Here is a 17544-nt window from a genome sequence, read left to right as displayed (position 1 = left end):
CTGTATGAATATACAGTTTAAGTAAATCGGGGCGCAGAGGCAAGCCCTTTTACACATTCCGGAACCTGCCTCGCAAAAGAAAAACTACTTCAATAATCGGGCTTTACAGCTTTTGCCTTTGATTTTACCTTGCTGCAGCTGCGACAACGCCCGGCGGGCGCTGGCCCGGCGGATGGCCACATAGGCATGGACCGGGAACATGTCGATTTTGCCCACTTCCGCCGCCGTCAGCCCGGCGTCACCGGTGAGCGCGCCCAGGATGTCACCGGGGCGGATTTTCGCCTTACGGCCGCCGTCGATGCAGAGGGTCGCCATCTCCGGCTCAAGCGCTGCCGGTGGGCTGGCGAGCAGCTTCTCGGCCGGTTGCCACAGGGGTTTCAGGGAGAGGTAATCCTCCAGCGCGTGCACGCGCACCATCTCCTGCGGCGTGCAGAAGCTTACTGCGGTGCCGCGCATCCCGGCGCGGCCGGTACGGCCGATGCGGTGGACGTGCACTTCCGGGTCGAAGGAGAGCTCATAGTTGACGACCAGTTCCAGGTCTTTGATGTCCAGCCCGCGCGCGGCCACATCGGTAGCCACCAGCACGCGGCAGCTGCGGTTGGCGAAACGCACCAGCACCTGGTCACGGTCGCGCTGCTCCAGGTCGCCATGCAGCGCCAGGGCGCTGATGTTTTCATCCGCCAGCGCCTCATAGACCTCCTGGCAGTCGCGTTTGGTGTTGCAGAACACCACGCAGGAGGTGGGCTGATAGTGGCGCAGGGTGCCGGTGAGCAGCCGCAGCCGTTTTTCGCGGGTGGTCTCGACAAAGATCTGCTCAATGGTGGTCTGCTCTTCGGCAGCGGCGATCTCCACATCCAGCGGTGCCTGCTGCACACGGGCGCTGATGCGGTCGATGCCTTCCGGGTAGGTGGCAGAGAAGAGCAGCGTCTGGCGTTTTGGCGGGGTGTAGCGGATCACCTCGTCGATGTCATCGCTGAAGCCCATGTCCAGCATCCGATCTGCTTCATCCAGCACCAGCATGCGCAGGGCATCGAGGGAGAGGGTCTGTTTGCGCAGGTGCTCCTGAATGCGCCCCGGCGTGCCGACCACGATATGCGGCGGATGCACCAGGGAGTCGAGCTGCGGGCCCATCGGCTGGCCGCCGCACAGGGTCAGGATTTTGATGTTCTGGGTGAAGCGGGCCAGGCGGCGCAGCTCTTTGCTGACCTGGTCTGCCAGCTCACGCGTCGGGCATAACACCAGCGCCTGGGTGACGTACTGCCCGGCCACAATCTTGTCCAGCAAGCCGATGCCGAACGCGGCGGTTTTACCGCTGCCGGTCTGGGCTTTGGCGCGGACGTCGCGCCCGCTGAGAATAGCCGGCAGGGAGGCCGCCTGTACCGGGGTCATGGTGGCATAACCGAGTTCCGCCAGGTTGGCGAGTTGCTCCGCCGGCAGCGGCAGGGAAGAAAATGAAAGTGTGCTCAAGACAGTAACTCTTATGGTAATCAGAAGGAGGCGGGAGTGTGCTGCTATACAGTCAGTTCCAGCAAACGCCCATCATAACAGAGCCGGTGCCCTGCGTGTTAATGGTGGCTGAAAGTGGCGAAAAAAACCGCAGCAAAAAACAGGTTTATTCTTCGGGCCTGAGGTGACGGGCTGCCGCTGCGGTAAAGCATGGCAGCTACACAGCGTGCCGATAAAAAATGCCGGTAAAAACAGCGCCGCCCGGCCGGTTACGCGATACACGCCCTGCGCCCTGCCCTGTTGCCGACGGCCCGTGGCCTGATAGTTGTCTGTGGGAATACCGGCGGCGGAGGGAGGGCAGGACGCGCATTTTCAGGATGGCAACCGCGATGGCAGTGACCACGCAAACGTTTTCGTTTATACTGCGCGCCGTTTCCTCTTATCCGTTAACCCCGTAACTGAATAGGTAAGTCATGTTGATCCTTGGAACTGCCCTGCGCCCCTCTGCCACCCGCGTTATGCTGCTGGGTTCCGGTGAACTCGGTAAAGAAGTGGCCATCGAATGCCAGCGCCTTGGCCTGGAGGTGATTGCCGTTGACCGCTACGCCGATGCCCCGGCGATGCACGTTGCCCACCGCAGCCATGTGATTAACATGCTGGATGGTGACGCGCTGCGGGCGGTGATTGAGCATGAGCGCCCTGACTTTATCGTGCCGGAGATTGAGGCCATCGCCACCTCAATGCTGGTGGAGCTGGAGCAGCAGGGCCACAACGTGGTGCCTTGCGCGGAAGCCACCCGCCTGACCATGAACCGTGAAGGCATCCGCCGCCTGGCTGCTGAAACGCTGGGGCTGCCTACCTCCACCTACCAGTTTGCCGACAGCGAAAGCGCCTTCCGGCAGGCGGTGGAGGCGATCGGCCTGCCCTGCATCATCAAGCCGGTGATGAGCTCCTCCGGCAAGGGCCAGAGCCTGATCCGCGAGGCGTCACAGCTGCAGGCAGCCTGGGAGTATGCCCAGCAGGGCGGCCGCGCCGGCGGTGGCCGGGTGATTGTCGAAGGGCTGGTGCGTTTTGATTTTGAGATCACCTTGCTGACCATCAGCGCCGTGGACGGCATCCATTTCTGCGACCCGATCGGCCACCGTCAGGAAGAAGGCGACTACCGTGAATCCTGGCAGCCGCAGCAGATGAGCGCCCTGGCGCTGCAACGCGCGCAGGCGATTGCTGAGAAAGTGGTGACAGCGCTGGGCGGCCGCGGGCTGTTTGGCGTGGAGCTGTTTGTCTGTGGGGATGAAGTGATCTTCAGCGAAGTCTCGCCGCGCCCGCACGACACCGGCATGGTGACACTGATTTCACAGGATCTGTCGGAATTCGCCCTGCACGTGCGCGCCTTCCTCGGCCTGCCGGTGGGCCAAATCCGCCAGTTCGGGCCGTCTGCATCGGCGGTGATCCTGCCCTCCCTGACCAGCAGCGATGTGCGTTTCAGCGACGTCGGCCAGGCGCTGACCGGGCATAACCAGCTCCGCCTGTTCGGCAAGCCGGAGATTGCCGGTACCCGCCGTTTAGGGGTTGTGCTGGCCACCGGTGACAGCGTGGAACAGGCCGTGGCGCGGGCGGTGCAGGCCGCCGCCGCCGTCACCGTCAGTGGCTGACCGCCCGGCTGCATAAAAAAACGGGCGCGTCGGCGCCCGTTCTCTCAGCAGATCCCCCGGTTAATAACCGTGGTCATCCTCGTCATCTTCGTCTTCTTCATCTTCTGCGTCCTGATCCTCGTCGTCAGGCTCGTCATCCTCAAAGCGCACCGCAACCTGCCCGCCCTGATGGGATTCCCGGATCTCCTGCGCCACCACGGCGATCGCCTGGCCGCTGCTCATCCCCTCCTCCATCAGCTGATGGATGCGCTCTGCAGCCTGTTGCTGCTCCTGATGTGAAAGTGCCGGCATACCCGCTTGCATGGTTCGTCTCCTCTGTTGACCGGCACAGTATACGCGCCGGCGGCCTGATGGCCTACCGGCATGGTGAGCGCGGGCCACCCTTTTTCACCCGCCGCGGTTCTGTGGTAGGCTGGGCGACTCTTTTCCGCTGCCCGGCCTGCCCGAGACCATGTACGCTACCCAAACCCTGACTTACACCCCCGATGCGCTGCTGACGCGCTTTGCCCCCCTTTCCGGCCGCCCGTGGGCGATGCTGCTGCACTCCGGCCGGGCTGACCACCTGCATAACCGGTTCGATATTCTGGTGGCTGACCCGCGCATCACGCTGGTGACCCGCGGCGAAGAGACGCGGATGACCGGCGCAGAGGGCGAACGCAGCAGCCCGGATGATCCTTTTCAGTTGGTGGCAGAGGCGATGGCGTCACTGGCGCTGCCGGCCACGCCGGATGCTGACCTGCCGTTTGTGGGCGGCGCGCTGGGGCTGTTTGGTTACGATCTGGGCCGCCGGGTCGAGGTGCTGCCCAGCCTGGCTGAGCAGGATCTCGCCGCGCCGGACATGGCCGTGGGGATTTATGACTGGGCGTTGATCGCCGACCATCACCGCCAGCGGTTAACGCTGGTGTGCCACGGCGACCTGACGGCCCGGCTGGCCTGGCTGGAGGCACAGGCCGCCCTGCCCGCCCCGGCGGATGATTTTCAGCTCAACGGCGAGTGGCAGGCCAACCTGAGCCGCCAGGCTTATGGCGAGCGCTTCCGCCAGGTGCAGGCTTACCTGCGCAGCGGCGACTGCTACCAGATCAACCTTACCCAGCGCTTTACCGCGCCCTACCAGGGCAGCGAATGGGCGGCATTTACCCGCCTCAACGCCAGTAACCGCGCGCCGTTCTCCGCCTTTTTGCGGCTGCCGGATCAGGCGGTGCTGAGCGTCTCGCCGGAGCGCTTCCTGTGGCTGGCGGAACACAACATCCAGACCCGGCCGATCAAAGGCACCCTGCCGCGGCGCCCTGACCCGGCAGAGGACGCGCAACAGGCGGCGCGGCTGGCGGCCTCGGAGAAAGACCGGGCAGAAAACCTGATGATTGTCGATCTGCTGCGTAATGACATCGGCCGGGTAGCGGAGCCGGGCAGCGTGCGGGTGCCGGAGTTGTTTGTGGTCGAGCCGTTCCCGGCGGTACACCACCTGGTGAGTACCATCACCGCCCGGCTGCCGGCAGACCGCCACGCCGCAGACCTGCTGCGCGCCTGTTTCCCCGGCGGCTCCATCACCGGCGCGCCCAAAGTACGGGCGATGCAGATTATTGAGGAACTGGAGCCGCAGCGGCGCAACGCCTATTGCGGCAGCATCGGCTACCTCAGCCTGTGCGGCACCATGGACACCAACATCACCATCCGTACCCTGCTGGCCGAGGCGGGCCGCCTGCACTGCTGGGCGGGCGGCGGCATCGTCGCTGACAGCGATGAACAGGCCGAGTATCAGGAGACCTTTGACAAGGTGGCGCGCATTCTGCCGCAGCTGCGCCCGGTACCGGAATGCCGGGAGGAGACGGCGAAATGAGCGACTATACGCTGGATGAGTTTATTACCCGTTTTATGCTGCAACAGCCCGCCCCGGCGCGGCCGCTGCGTGATGTGCGCCAGGCCGCCGTGCTGCTGCCGGTGGTCTGCCGCCCGGAGCCGACGCTGCTGCTGACCCGGCGCGCCGATACCTTGCGTAAACATGCCGGGCAGGTGGCGTTCCCCGGCGGCTCGGCCGACCCGGATGACGCCTCCCTGATCGCCACGGCGCTGCGCGAGGCGCATGAAGAGGTCGGTATTCCGCCCGCCTCTGTGCGGGTGCTGGGGATGCTGGGGCCGGTCGAGAGTTCCACCGGGTTTCAGGTCACGCCGGTGGTGGGGCTGATCCCGCCGGAGACGCCGCTGGTGCCGAATGCGGAGGAGGTGGCGGACATCTTTGAGATGCCGTTGCAGGAGGCCCTGCGGCTCTCGCGCTATACCCCGCTGGAGATTGAGCGGCGCGGCATCCGCCACCGCATCTACCTGAGCTGGTATCAGCATCAGTTTGTCTGGGGCATGACGGCCGGGATTATCCGTGAGCTTTCCCAGCATGTGGGCCGCCCGGAAGAGACCGCCAGCATGAATCCCTCTTTGAACGCCGGTTAACCGCCACAACATCCTTAAGATCCGCCTTTTTTGTGCGCACTTTTTCTGAGTGGCTGTCAGGAAGGCGATCTTTATCACCGTATTTATGGTAATCTTCTGTATATTAGCCCCCTGCCATGATTTGCTACTGTAAAAGCCCCTGATTTTTGTACGAGAAACTGGTAACTGCCGCCGTCACGCTGTTTTATGGCAGCATTTTCTCAGCCGGGGTTTGCGCTTGCCATTAGGTAATCTCATGCGAAAAAGCAGTGGCAGGCCGGGTAACCTCACTACACTAAACAAGCAATCCTCTGGTTATTTTTACACCAGTCGCCCCGTTTCCCCTGAAGGAGTTTCAGCGTGATCAGCGTTTTCGACATGTTTAAGATCGGCATTGGCCCGTCGAGTTCCCATACCGTGGGGCCGATGAAAGCGGGCAAACAGTTTGTTGACGATCTCGTCAGCCGCGATCTTCTGCCTGCCGTGACCCGTATTGCCGTGGAGGTCTACGGCTCCCTCTCCCTGACCGGGAAAGGCCACCATACGGACATCGCCATTATCCTCGGCCTGGCCGGTAACCTGCCGGACAGCGTGGATATTGACGGCATTCCGGCCTTTATCCGTGATGTGGAGGCGCGCCAGCGCCTGCTGCTGGCCAATGGCCGCCACGAGGTGGAGTTCCCGCGTGACACCGGCATGGTGTTCCGCCAGGACAACCTGCCGCTGCACGAAAACGGGATGCAGATCCACGCGTTCGCCGGCGACGCGCTGCTCTACAGCAAAACCTACTACTCCATCGGCGGCGGCTTTATCGTGGATGCGGAGCATTTCGGCCAGGCAGATCAGCAGGCGGTCAGCGTGCCCTACCCGGTCAGCCACGCCAGTGACCTGCTGGCGCACTGCCGCGAGACCGGGCTGTCGCTCTCGGGCCTGGTGATGCAGAACGAACTGGCCCTGCACGGCAAAGAGGCGATCGAGCGCTACTTCAGCCAGATCTGGCAGACCATGCGTGCCTGCATCGACCGCGGCCTGAACACCGAGGGCGTCCTGCCCGGCCCGCTGCGGGTGCCGCGCCGCGCCTCCGCCCTGCGCCGGATGCTGGTCTCCTCGGACAAGCTCTCCAGTGACCCGATGAACGTGATTGACTGGGTGAATATGTTCGCGCTGGCGGTCAATGAAGAGAACGCCGCCGGAGGCCGGGTGGTCACGGCCCCGACCAACGGCGCCTGCGGCATCGTGCCGGCGGTGCTGGCCTATTACGACCACTTTATTGAGCCGGTGACGCCGGAGATTTACATCCGCTACTTTATGGCTTCCGGCGTAATTGGCGCGCTGTATAAGATGAACGCCTCTATTTCCGGCGCGGAAGTGGGCTGCCAGGGCGAGGTCGGTGTTGCCTGTTCGATGGCGGCGGCCGGTCTGGCAGAGCTGCTGGGGGCCAGCCCGGAGCAGGTGTGCGTGGCGGCGGAGATCGGCATGGAGCACAACCTGGGGCTGACCTGCGACCCGGTCGGCGGCCAGGTGCAGGTGCCGTGCATTGAGCGTAACGCCATCGCCTCGGTGAAAGCGATCAACGCCGCGCGGATGGCGATGCGCCGCACCAGCGCGCCGCGCGTCTCGCTGGATAAGGTGATTGAAACCATGTACGAGACCGGCAAAGACATGAACGCCAAATACCGTGAAACCTCACGCGGCGGCCTGGCGATCAAAGTCCAGTGTGACTAAGCCTCCGGGCCGGTTAACCCTGTAGCGCCATTAATCGTTCTGCCGGGCCGCCCCTGCGGCTGCCCGGCCTCTTTCCCCTCCCCCCGCGCCTTGCCTGATTCTTTCGGCCATTTTCTGGCTGGCCTGCTAATTTTGTATCACTATTACTCATGTTTCAGACAGGCAGCCCCAAAATAATAACCCCCTGCATTGCCTGTAGGTTGCGGCCCGCCCGCCGCTTTTTTCTGCCCTCGGTATGAGGTCAGGTGTCATCAGGGAGCCGTCACCGGCGCTGTCCTTGTACGGCGGATCGTCTGTGCCCCGTTTATGGATTGCCGGCTGTTTTTTATAAAGGAACCCTATGCTGACACCCGACCATACCAGTGCCAAATACCGCCTTTACCGCTGGGGCCTTGCCGCCGGCATCGGCCTGTTGTCATTACTGATTATCCTTGGCCTGCGTTTTTATGAGGAGAGCCGCCGCATCGCCGCCGCCCAGCAGACGCTGGTCGCCCATACCGCACAGCAACTGGATATGCTGATCTGGCCGGTGGACCGCTCGCCGCTCGGCTATGACGCCTTCTATGGCATGCCCTGCCCGCAGATCCAGCTGAAGCTGCTGCGGCAGGCGGCCGACCTCCAGACGTTGCGGTCAATTGTGCTGGTGCGTGACGGGATGCTGATTTGCTCCAGCCTGATCGGCCCGCTGAACCTGCCGTTCAGCAGCGTGTTGCCGGATCTGCCGGACCATGAAAAGCAGCTGGCGCTGCGCAGCACCCCCGGCCTTAACCGCGGCGAGCCGCTGATGCTGATGTGGAAGCCCTTCGGCCCAAATGACGACAGCGGCCAGATCTATACCTTTAATATCCGTTTGCTGGCGCGTTTCCTGCTGGAACCGCAGCCGCCCTACGCGGACCGGCTGGTGCTGAACGTCTCCGGCAACAGCCTGGAATACCATAAAAACGGCCTGACCCCGCAGGTGCAGCTGAGCGGCCTGCCGCAATATACCCACCACTCGCCGCACTACCCGTTCTCTATCTCGCTCTATGCCCGCCCGGCCTACCAGCTGGCATTGGCGCAGCTGCTCAGCCACCTGCCGCTGGCTCTGCTGATCAGCCTGCTGGTGATGGCGGCGGTCTATGTCGCCGCCGGGACGCGCATGAGCCTGGCCCACCCGCTGAGCCATGCGCTGGCGCGCGAGGAGTTCGCCATCTTTTGCCAGCCGATTGTTAACTGCCACAGCGGCCGCTGTGTCGGCATTGAGACGCTGCTGCGCTGGAACAGCCCGCGCTTCGGGCCGGTGCCGCCGGATGTGTTTATCCCCCTTGCGGAACAGCATGCGCTGATTGTGCCGCTGACCCGCTACCTGATGGCGCAGGTGGCGGAGAATTTCGCGCTGTTCCCGCAGGACCCGGCGTTTTACATCAGCGTGAATGTGGATTCGCGTCACTTCCACCAGCAGCAGATTTTGCAGGATGTTGAGCAGGTCTGGCTGGCGAAACAGCCGTCGGCGACGCTGATGATTGAGCTGACCGAACGCAGCCGGTTAACGGATATTGACGGCAACCAGATCCACCGGCTGAAAGCGCTGGGTGTGCTGCTGGCGATTGATGATTTCGGCACCGGCCATAACTCCCTGAGCTACCTGAAAGGGCTGAACCCGGATGTGCTGAAGATCGATCAGTCTTTTACCGCCGCCATCGGCACCGATGCGGTGAATGCCACGGTCACGGATATGATCATTACGCTGGCACAGCGCCTGAAGCTGAAGCTGGTGGTGGAAGGGGTGGAAACCGCTGAGCAGATCGCCTATTTGCGTGAGCGGCAGGTGGAGGCGGTACAGGGCTATTACTATGCCCGGCCGCTGCCGATCCAGGATTTCCCGGCCTGGCTGGCGGCATTTCATGGCGACCCGGCGGCAGGGGAAAACGAGGCATAACGCGGAAAGAGAAACGAAAAGGCCGCGGCGGGTGCCGCGGCCTGAGAGGGTTATGCCTGAACCGGCTCCTGCTCCGGGAGCGCTTCAACGTAGACCAGATCGATGCGGTAGTCGGACACGGCGCGGATCTCGAAGCGGAAACGGTGCAGCTCCAGCACTTCCCCGGCCTGCGGCATCTGCCCCATGTGGGAAAGCAGCAGACCGGCCAGTGAGGCGTAGTCCTCGGACGGGCTGACCAGCTCCGAACAATCCAGCGCCTGCTCCAGCGAGTGGACATCCGCCCCGCCTTTCACCAGCCAGCCGCGCCCCTCGGGCACGATGTCCGGGGTTTCATCTTCATCCGGGAATTCGCCGGCAATCGCTTCCAGCACATCCAGCGGCGTCACCAGCCCCTGAATCACCCCGAACTCGTTACTCACCACCACCAGCCGCCCTTTGGCACGGCGCAGCACGGCCAGCAGGTTGATGACGTCCATGGTCTCCGGCACGATGATCGGCGGGGTCCGGGCCGCGAAGGCGACAATGTCCTCCCCCTGCTCCAGCGCCACCAGCAGATCCTTGGCGCGCACTACCCCGATCACCTCATCCAGCGAGCCGCGGCAGATCGGGAACAGGCTGTGCGGCGTATCCAGCAGCTGAAGGCGGATCGCCTCCGGCTCCCGATCGCAGTCCACCCAGGAGATTTCGGTGCGCGGGGTCATGATGCTGCGCAGCGAGCGCGAGGCCAGCGTCAGAACGCCGCTGATCATATAGCGCTCCTCTTCCGCAAAGGCCCCGGCCGGGACGTCGCTCTCCGGCTGCTGCGGGTCGGCATCCTGGCGGCGGCCGCCCATCAGGCGCAGGATCGCCTCGGCGGTGCGTTCACGGCGCGGGCGGCGCGATTCATGCTTGATGAAGTTGCGGCGCGCCACCTGGTTAAACAGCTCAATCACGATGGAGAAGCCGATTGCCGCGTAGAGGTACCCTTTCGGGATGTGGAAACCAAACCCTTCCGCCACCAGGCTGAGGCCGATCATCAGCAGGAAGCTGAGGCAGAGCACCACCACCGTCGGGTGGGCATTGACGAAGCGGGTCAGGGATTTCGACGCCAGCAGCATCACCCCCATCGCGATCACCACCGCGGTCATCATCACGGCCAGGTTGTCCACCATGCCGACGGCGGTGATCACCGCATCCAGCGAGAAGACCGCATCCAGCACCACGATCTGGAACACCACCAGCCAGAAGCTGGCGTAGCCGCGGTTGTTCCCGGCGCTGTGGTCGTGCCCCTCCAGCCGCTCGTGCAGCTCGGTGGTGGCTTTGAACAGCAGGAACACCCCGCCCAGCAGCAGAATCAGGTCACGCCCCGAGAAGCTCAGGCTGCCGATGGAGAACAGCGGCGCAGTGAGCCGTACCAGCCAGGAGATCAGCGACAGCAGGCCAAGGCGCATGACCAGCGCCAGCGACAGGCCGATAAGCCGCGCCTTGTCACGCTGATGCGGCGGCAGTTTGTCCGCGAGAATGGCGATAAACACCAGGTTGTCGATACCCAGGACAATTTCCAACACCACCAGCGTCAGTAAACCCGCCCAGATTGAGGGATCAAGCAAAAATTCCATATCAGGCTCCAGAATAAGAACAGGTCAGGCGGGCAGCGGCCGGATGCCGTGCAGCAGCACGCCGCGTCAGGCGCAGCGGGGCATTACAGCGGACATATACGGGGGAAGTACAGGGTAACAACAGTGAGCGGGCGATCGTGTGCGTGCCGCAGCGGGGCGTGGAAACACAATCGTTAAAGGTAAAGCGACTTCGGTGACGGTCCATAAGGTGGGGTTGACCCCTTCACTCCTCATTAAAATAAGAAACAGCACTGTAACAGGATTTTTAAAACGCGACTACCATCTGATCTTACCATTTGAATTAGTTTGTAACACCTCAGGTGATTTTAGCGCCGCCTTCCGTGATGGGTATCAGGCATCGTTAAATAGCAGAGCAGCATCACATAAATTATTTCTTCGCTGACTAAAATAAATGGGTCTTTTGAAGAAGTTATTACAGCCTTATGAATTTATTGATCTATTTCTGGGAAAACTGATTTTCCCGGGCGGGCATAGTGCATCTTTTTACAGGGTACAGCGTGGCAGGAACCGGCGCTGGACGGTGATCAACAGGAGGTAGCGGGTGAGCATTGCGATTGTCATTGGCACACACGGGCTGGCAGCGGAGCAGCTGCTGAAAACCGCAGAGATGATATTGGGCACGCAGGAGAATGTGACTTCTATCGATTTTGTTCCCGGTGAAAACGCAGAAACATTAATAGAGAAATACCGTGAGAAAATAAAAGATCTTGAGACCTCTGAGGGCGTGCTGTTTCTGGTGGATGTCTGGGGCGGCAGCCCGTTTAATGCGGCAAGCCGCATCGCCCATGATGAGGAGCAGGTTGACGTGGTCACCGGCGTCAATATTCCGATGCTGACAGAAACCTTTATGGCCCGGGATGACAATCCCACGCTGGCGGAGCTTGCGGCGCTGGCAATGGAGAGCGGGCGTGCCGGGGTGAGATCCCTGAAAACACCGGAGCCGGAGCCGGAGCCGGAGCCTGAGCCTGAACCGGTCACGCCACCGCCGCCCTCCCCGGCGGCCGCTGCCCCGGCGCAGCCTGCCGGGCCGGGCGGCCATATGAAGATTGGGCTGGCGCGCATCGACGACCGCCTGATCCACGGCCAGGTGGCGACCCGCTGGACCAAGGAGACCAAAGTCTCGCGCATTATTGTGATCAGTGACGAGGTCGCCGCGGATAACGTGCGCAAAACCCTGCTGACCCAGGTCGCCCCGCCGGGTGTCACCGCCCATGTGGTGGATGTCGCCAAGGCGGTGCGGGTCTGGAATAACCCCAAGTATGCCAATGACCGCGTGATGCTGCTGTTTACCAACCCCACCGATGTGCTGCGGGTGGTGCGGGAGGGGGTCGACATTACCTCGGTGAACATCGGCGGTATGGCCTTCAGGCAAGGGAAAACCCAGGTCAACAACGCCGTCTCGGTGGATGAAAAAGACATCGCGGCTTTCCGGGAGCTGGCTGACCGCGGCATTGAGCTGGAGGTCAGGAAAGTCTCCAGCGACAACCGCCTGAAGATGATGGATTTAATCAACAAACTTAACGGCTGACCCGCGCCTGCGCGGCCCTTTACATCATCAGGCCGGGTGCCTGGAGGAGAGAGTGCAATGGAGATTTCAACGCTTCAGATTGTGCTGATATTTATTGTTGCCTGTATTGCCGGGATGGGGTCTGTCCTGGATGAGTTTCAGTTTCACCGGCCGCTGGTGGCCTGTACGTTAATCGGGATGGTGCTGGGGGATATTGAGACCGGCATCAAAATCGGCGGGACGCTGGAGATGATCGCCCTGGGCTGGATGAACATCGGTGCCGCCGTGGCCCCGGACGCCGCCCTGGCCTCGATCATCTCCACCATTCTGGTGATCGCCGGCGGGCAGTCGATCGGCGCGGGGATTGCGCTGGCGATCCCGCTGGCCGCTGCCGGGCAGGTGCTGACGATCATTGTGCGTACCCTGACCGTGGCCTTCCAGCACGCAGCGGACAAAGCCGCCGAGCGCGGAAGCCTCTCCGCCATCAGCTGGCTGCACGTCTCCGCGCTGATTTTACAGGCGATGCGCATCGCCGTGCCGGCGGCGATTGTGGCGGTCTCGGTCGGCACCAGCGTGGTTCAGGACCTGCTTAACTCCATCCCGGCGGTGGTGACCAACGGCCTGAACATCGCCGGCGGCATGATCGTGGTGGTAGGTTACGCGATGGTCATCAACATGATGCGTGCGGGTTACCTGATGCCCTTCTTCTACCTCGGTTTCGTCACGGCTGCCTTTACTGACTTTAACCTGGTGGCGCTGGGCGTGATCGGGGTGGTGATGGCGGTGCTCTACATCCAGCTCAGCCCGAAATATAACCGGGCAGCCGGGGGTGCGGCCACCGCTGCACCGGCCAATAACGATTTAGATAACGAACTCGATTAAGCACAGGGGCACGCAGATGAGTGATAGTCATAATCCAGACCAGGCCGTCACCGGCCAGAAAAAACTGACCTCCAGCGATGTGCGCGGCGTCTTTTTACGCTCCAACCTGTTCCAGGGTTCGTGGAACTTTGAACGTATGCAGGCGCTGGGGTTCTGCTTCTCAATGGTGCCGGTGATCCGCCGCCTCTACCCGGAGAACAACGACGAACGTAAACAGGCGATCAAACGCCACCTGGAGTTTTTCAACACCCACCCCTACGTGGCCGCGCCGGTGCTGGGCGTCACGATGGCGATGGAGGAGCAGCGCGCGAACGGCGCGCCGATCGATGACGGGGCGATCAACGGCCTGAAGGTCGGGCTGATGGGGCCGCTGGCCGGGGTCGGTGACCCGATCTTCTGGGGCACGGTGCGGCCGGTGTTTGCCGCGCTCGGGGCGGGCATCGCGATGGACGGCAGCCTGCTCGGCCCGCTGCTGTTCTTTGTGCTGTTCAACCTGGTGCGGCTAATTACCCGTTACTACGGCGTGGCCTACGGCTACCGCAAAGGGGCGGACATCGTCAGTGATATGGGCGGCGGCTTCCTGCAAAAGCTCACGGAGGGGGCGTCGATTCTCGGCCTGTTTGTGATGGGGGCGCTGGTCAACAAGTGGACGCATGTGAATATCCCGCTGGTGGTCTCGCGCATTACCGACCAGACCGGCAACACCACTGTGACCACCGTCCAGACGATCCTTGACCAGCTGATGCCGGGGCTGGTGCCGCTGCTGCTGACGTTCGGCTGTATGTGGCTGCTGCGGCGCAAGGTCAACGCGCTCTGGATCATTGTCGGGTTCTTTGTCATCGGCATTGTTGGCTACGCAATCGGCCTGCTGGGGCTGTAAGCGCCGTAACATGCACCGCCGGGGGCCACGCCCCCCGGCGTTATTTTGTCTGAACCAGACCGGGAGGGGGCATGACAGTGACAGACGGGTTCTTGCTGGTCAGCATTGTGCTGATCCTGGCTTATGCCATTTATCTTGAGTGGCTGGTTCCGCGCCGCCGCGGCAAGACCTTGTTACGGGTTAATTTATTGCGCAAAGGCCGGGTGGACAGCCTGATCTTCATTGCCCTGCTGGGCATCGTTATCTACCGGCATTATACCGGCCGGGGTGAGGCGTTAACGCTTTATTTACTCACCTTTCTGCTGATCGCCGCCTGTTATATTTCTTTTATCCGCCGGCCGGTATTACTGTTTAAACCTGAAGGGTTTTACTACGGCAATCTCTTCATTGGCTATGACCGTATCCGTCAGCTTCATTTAACTGAAGAGGGCGTGCTGATGATCCAACTGGAACAGCGAAAATTGCCTATTCACGTACAAAATATAAGCGATCTTGATCAAATTAAACACATCTTGTTTAAAAATCAGGGAGATAGTAATTAATTTGTTTATAGCCTTGGCTATATTCAATGTATAGCCAAGGCTATATCTGACTCTATTTCCAGCAATACCAAAACCGGCAATGCCATTTTCCTAATAAAAAGGCAAGGGTTATTCCCCGCACAAGATGATGGTTATTTCAGCATAATGAGTAAAGGGGCTTATTCCCCTGCAAATTACGTGTTGTCTGCGAATAAAATATTATGTTAAGGTTGCGCCGTCATTGGGGAGTAGCCGGTTTCTGAACAACTTTTCAGAAGCGCCCGTATCAACATACTCGTTTCAGAAAGAAACGTGGTGCGGGCAACCAGGTCAGGTTGGCGAGACCATAGGCATGTAACTCTGCGTTGGCTGGGGGTGGGTTACGTGCATATGGAGAGACCCAGCCGAGGCTTTTTTTCAATGAACCTTTCCGCAACGCTTATTCTTGCCTTTGGCATGTCAATGGATGCTTTTGCTGCGTCTATCGGCAAGGGTGCCACGTTGCACCGCCCGCGTTTCCGCGAAGCCTTCCGCACCGGCCTGATTTTCGGCGCAATTGAAGCCATTACCCCACTGATCGGCTGGGGGCTGGGCCTGATGGCCAGCCGCTATATTATGGCCTGGGATCACTGGGTGGCGTTTGCCCTGCTGTTCATTCTCGGTTCACGCATGATCATGGAAGGGATGAAAACCCCGGCGGCGGATGAACCCTGCAAAGATTGCCACAGCTTCTGGGTGCTGGCCGCCACCGCCGTCGCCACCAGCCTGGATGCGCTGGCTATCGGCGTCGGGCTGGCGTTCCTTCAGGTCAATATTATCCATACCGCCCTGGCGATTGGCATGACCACCATGCTGATGGCCACACTGGGGATGTTGATTGGCCGCTTTATCGGCCCCATGCTCGGCAAACGCGCCGAGATGCTGGGCGGCGTGGTGCTGATCGGCATCGGCTGCAATATCCTGCTGCAACATCTCGGCCTGCTGGCCTGACGCCCCCCGCTATACCGCCGGCTGCCGCTGATGCAGCCGGATGACGAAATCTGTTTCACACGCCAACCCGTTTTCGCCCAGCTGCCGCCGTGCTTCATCGCCGGCGCGCCAGGCAAACGGCGTCATCTGCAGGAGTTGCAGCGCTGCCGCGCCCGTCAGCGTCATGGGGTAGGCCAGCGTCTGCTGGCGCACACGGGTAAAGCCGGGGAACTGCTCATCCTGCTCCGGATGCAACTGCACATCGTCATAGACTGCCGCCTTGAGTTGATACAGGTGCCGCGGCCCCGGCGCGACCGTCAGCACTACCCCGCCCGGTTTCACGGTGCGGGCCAGCTCCTGCGCATTACAGGGCGCGTAGATCCGCACTACTGCGTCGAGGCTGTTATCTTCGAACGGCAACCGGTGGCTGGACGCCACACAGAAGCTGGCCTGCCGGTAGCGCTTGGCCGCATAGCGTACCGCCACTTTGGCCACGTCCAGCCCGTAAACCGTCATCGCCCTGCTCTGCTTCAGCTGGTCAGCGATGGCGGCGGTGTAATAGCCCTCGCCGCAGCCGATATCCAGCAGCGCCTGCGCGTCAGGCGGTAACTCCGCCTCCAGCATGGCACAGACCTGCTGCTGCAACGGCCGGTAATGCCCCGCATCGAGAAAATCGCGCCGTGCCTGCATCATCTCCGGGCTGTCACCGGGCTGTTTTGATCGTTTATGCTGCACCGGCAGCAGGTTTACATACCCCTCTTTGGCGCGGTCAAACTGGTGGTTTTGTTCGCAGCGCCATTGCTGGGCGTAAGGCTGCAACGGCAGGTGACAGAGGGGACACTGGTAAGCCATGAGAAATTCCGTAAGCGCGGCGCAGGCCGCCAGTCATTGAGGAGCGCCAGTCTAATCAACCCTGCCGGCCCGTGCAACCGTGGGGCTGGTCAAGCAGGGGGCGCACTGGCTACACTGATGGCCTGACCCTTTCAGCCCGGACGGCCCCTGTACCATGACCTCTCCCATCCCCTATCATTCCCCGCTGCTCAGCGCGATCCCTGCCCTCGCCTATGGCTTCGGCAGTAAACAGGCGCTGATGCCGACGGCGCTTCAGCCCTACCGCGCCTCGTCGCCTGAGAAAAAACAGGTACACGGCACCCGGATTGTGGAGATTACCCATGCTGCCCAGCTCTGCGGCGACGCCGACGGCTTGTTTACCCGCCAGCCGGGGATTTTATTGACGGTGCTGACGGCCGATTGTCTGCCGGTGCTGTTCAGCCGCCGCGACGGTAACGCGATAGGGGTGGTGCATGCCGGCTGGCGCGGCCTGTTGGACGGCATCCTGGAAAGGATGGCGGAGCGGATTGCGCAGGAAGAGCCGCTGGAGGAGTGGGTGGCGGTGATTGGCCCGGCGGCCCATGCCTGCTGCTATCAGGTGAGTGACGAACTGGCCGGCACCTTTCTGCAGCGGTTACCGGAACTGCCGGCGCAGCAGGTCATGCCGCGGCCGCGCTATCTTGACCTGCCGGGGATTGCCGCTGCCAAATTGCAGGCGCTGGGGTTTGGGGCGGTGGACAACGGCGCGCCCTGCACCATCTGCACGCTTAACCCTGCCGCTGACGGGCCGCGTTACGCTTTTACCAGCTTCCGCCGCAACAGCCACCGGCAGGCCGCAGACCCGGCGCACCCCGGCATCCGCGGGCGTAACCAATATTCCGGGCTGGTGATCCTGCCGTAAACTGCGCCCATAAAAAAACCCGCACGTGGCGGGTTTTTTTCACAGCTGACGCTGCTTAGATTGCAGTTACGTTAACTGCAGACGGGCCTTTCTGGCCGTCCTGGATTTCGAACTCAACGTTCTGGCCTTCAGCCAGGGTTTTGAAGCCGTTACCCTGGATAGCAGAGAAGTGTACGAACACGTCTTTGCTGCCGTCAGCTGGGGTGATGAAACCGAAACCTTTGGATTCGTTGAACCACTTAACTTGACCTTTGATCTTTGCCATCTTGAGT

General features: G+C 61.6%; 16 protein-coding genes and 1 riboswitch. Of the genes, 11 read left to right on the top strand and 5 right to left on the bottom strand.

What is annotated here, in order from left to right; translation table 11 throughout:
- Positions 1 to 84 precede the first annotated feature (84 nt).
- Complete coding sequence (gene dbpA / locus CYR32_RS01610) at positions 85 to 1467, bottom strand: ATP-dependent RNA helicase DbpA (protein ID WP_101821872.1); 1383 nt, start codon at positions 1465 to 1467, stop codon at positions 85 to 87.
- Between the two features lie 452 nt (positions 1468 to 1919).
- Between dbpA and purT the strand changes: the two genes are divergently transcribed.
- Positions 1920 to 3098 (top strand): formate-dependent phosphoribosylglycinamide formyltransferase, encoded by a 1179-nt coding sequence (gene purT / locus CYR32_RS01605; RefSeq protein WP_101821870.1) that lies wholly within the window; start codon positions 1920 to 1922, stop codon positions 3096 to 3098.
- 60 nt (positions 3099 to 3158) lie between these two features.
- Here purT and CYR32_RS01600 read toward each other — a convergent pair whose 3' ends face one another.
- Positions 3159 to 3401 carry a YoaH family protein gene (locus tag CYR32_RS01600; protein ID WP_101821868.1) on the bottom strand — a complete coding sequence of 81 codons (243 nt, stop codon included), beginning with the start codon at positions 3399 to 3401 and terminating at the stop codon, positions 3159 to 3161.
- Between the two features lie 148 nt (positions 3402 to 3549).
- On the opposite strand from CYR32_RS01600, the gene pabB reads away from it, so the two are divergent.
- The 4 genes from pabB (at position 3550) to CYR32_RS01580 (ending at position 9162) form a co-directional block, all read left to right on the top strand.
- Positions 3550 to 4935 (top strand): aminodeoxychorismate synthase component 1, encoded by a 1386-nt coding sequence (gene pabB / locus CYR32_RS01595; RefSeq protein WP_101821866.1) that lies wholly within the window; start codon positions 3550 to 3552, stop codon positions 4933 to 4935.
- Positions 4932 to 5540: a CoA pyrophosphatase gene (locus CYR32_RS01590; protein WP_241523723.1), complete on the top strand. Its 609-nt coding sequence runs from the start codon at positions 4932 to 4934 to the stop codon at positions 5538 to 5540. The genes pabB and CYR32_RS01590 overlap by 4 nt, the downstream gene beginning before the upstream one ends.
- A 339-nt stretch (positions 5541 to 5879) precedes the next feature.
- On the top strand, positions 5880 to 7244 hold the full coding sequence (gene sdaA / locus CYR32_RS01585; RefSeq protein WP_101821862.1) for an L-serine ammonia-lyase: 1365 nt from the start codon (positions 5880 to 5882) through the stop codon (positions 7242 to 7244).
- Between the two features lie 340 nt (positions 7245 to 7584).
- The gene (locus CYR32_RS01580; RefSeq protein WP_101821859.1) at positions 7585 to 9162 is read left to right on the top strand and encodes an EAL domain-containing protein; all 1578 of its coding nucleotides are present in this window, start codon (positions 7585 to 7587) and stop codon (positions 9160 to 9162) included.
- A gap of 50 nt (positions 9163 to 9212) precedes the next feature.
- On the opposite strand, the gene CYR32_RS01575 is transcribed toward CYR32_RS01580, so the two are convergent.
- Entirely contained in the window at positions 9213 to 10760 is a 1548-nt protein-coding gene (locus CYR32_RS01575; protein WP_101821857.1) for a TerC family protein, read from the bottom strand.
- 562 nt (positions 10761 to 11322) lie between these two features.
- Here CYR32_RS01575 and manX point away from each other — a divergent pair.
- The 5 genes from manX (at position 11323) to mntP (ending at position 15561) form a co-directional block, all read left to right on the top strand.
- Positions 11323 to 12309: a PTS mannose transporter subunit IIAB gene (gene manX / locus CYR32_RS01570; RefSeq protein WP_101821855.1), complete on the top strand. Its 987-nt coding sequence runs from the start codon at positions 11323 to 11325 to the stop codon at positions 12307 to 12309.
- Positions 12310 to 12366: 57 nt separating this feature from the next.
- Positions 12367 to 13170, top strand: coding sequence for a PTS mannose/fructose/sorbose transporter subunit IIC (locus CYR32_RS01565; protein ID WP_101821853.1), 804 nt, complete (start codon positions 12367 to 12369; stop codon positions 13168 to 13170).
- Between the two features lie 16 nt (positions 13171 to 13186).
- A complete protein-coding gene (locus CYR32_RS01560) occupies positions 13187 to 14050 on the top strand; it encodes a PTS mannose transporter subunit IID (RefSeq protein ID WP_101821850.1) in 864 nt (287 codons plus the stop codon).
- 71 nt (positions 14051 to 14121) lie between these two features.
- On the top strand, positions 14122 to 14592 hold the full coding sequence (locus tag CYR32_RS01555) for a DUF986 family protein (protein WP_101821848.1): 471 nt from the start codon (positions 14122 to 14124) through the stop codon (positions 14590 to 14592).
- Positions 14593 to 14802: 210 nt separating this feature from the next.
- A riboswitch (yybP-ykoY riboswitch) is annotated at positions 14803 to 14979 on the top strand.
- Between the two features lie 12 nt (positions 14980 to 14991).
- Positions 14992 to 15561: a manganese efflux pump MntP gene (mntP, locus tag CYR32_RS01550; protein WP_101821846.1), complete on the top strand. Its 570-nt coding sequence runs from the start codon at positions 14992 to 14994 to the stop codon at positions 15559 to 15561.
- A 9-nt stretch (positions 15562 to 15570) separates the two neighbouring features.
- Here mntP and rlmA read toward each other — a convergent pair whose 3' ends face one another.
- Positions 15571 to 16392, bottom strand: coding sequence for a 23S rRNA (guanine(745)-N(1))-methyltransferase (gene rlmA, locus CYR32_RS01545; RefSeq protein WP_101821844.1), 822 nt, complete (start codon positions 16390 to 16392; stop codon positions 15571 to 15573).
- 154 nt (positions 16393 to 16546) lie between these two features.
- On the opposite strand from rlmA, the gene CYR32_RS01540 reads away from it, so the two are divergent.
- Entirely contained in the window at positions 16547 to 17272 is a 726-nt protein-coding gene (locus CYR32_RS01540; RefSeq protein ID WP_420912813.1) for a purine nucleoside phosphorylase YfiH/LACC1 family protein, read from the top strand.
- A gap of 55 nt (positions 17273 to 17327) precedes the next feature.
- Here CYR32_RS01540 and cspE read toward each other — a convergent pair whose 3' ends face one another.
- Positions 17328 to 17537 (bottom strand): transcription antiterminator/RNA stability regulator CspE, encoded by a 210-nt coding sequence (cspE, locus tag CYR32_RS01535; protein WP_002221949.1) that lies wholly within the window; start codon positions 17535 to 17537, stop codon positions 17328 to 17330.
- Positions 17538 to 17544 lie beyond the last annotated feature (7 nt).

It is taken from the genome of Chimaeribacter coloradensis, from assembly GCF_002858715.1.
Taxonomy (GTDB): domain Bacteria; phylum Pseudomonadota; class Gammaproteobacteria; order Enterobacterales; family Enterobacteriaceae; genus Chimaeribacter; species Chimaeribacter coloradensis.
This window is presented reverse-complemented; position numbering and strand designations above follow the sequence as displayed.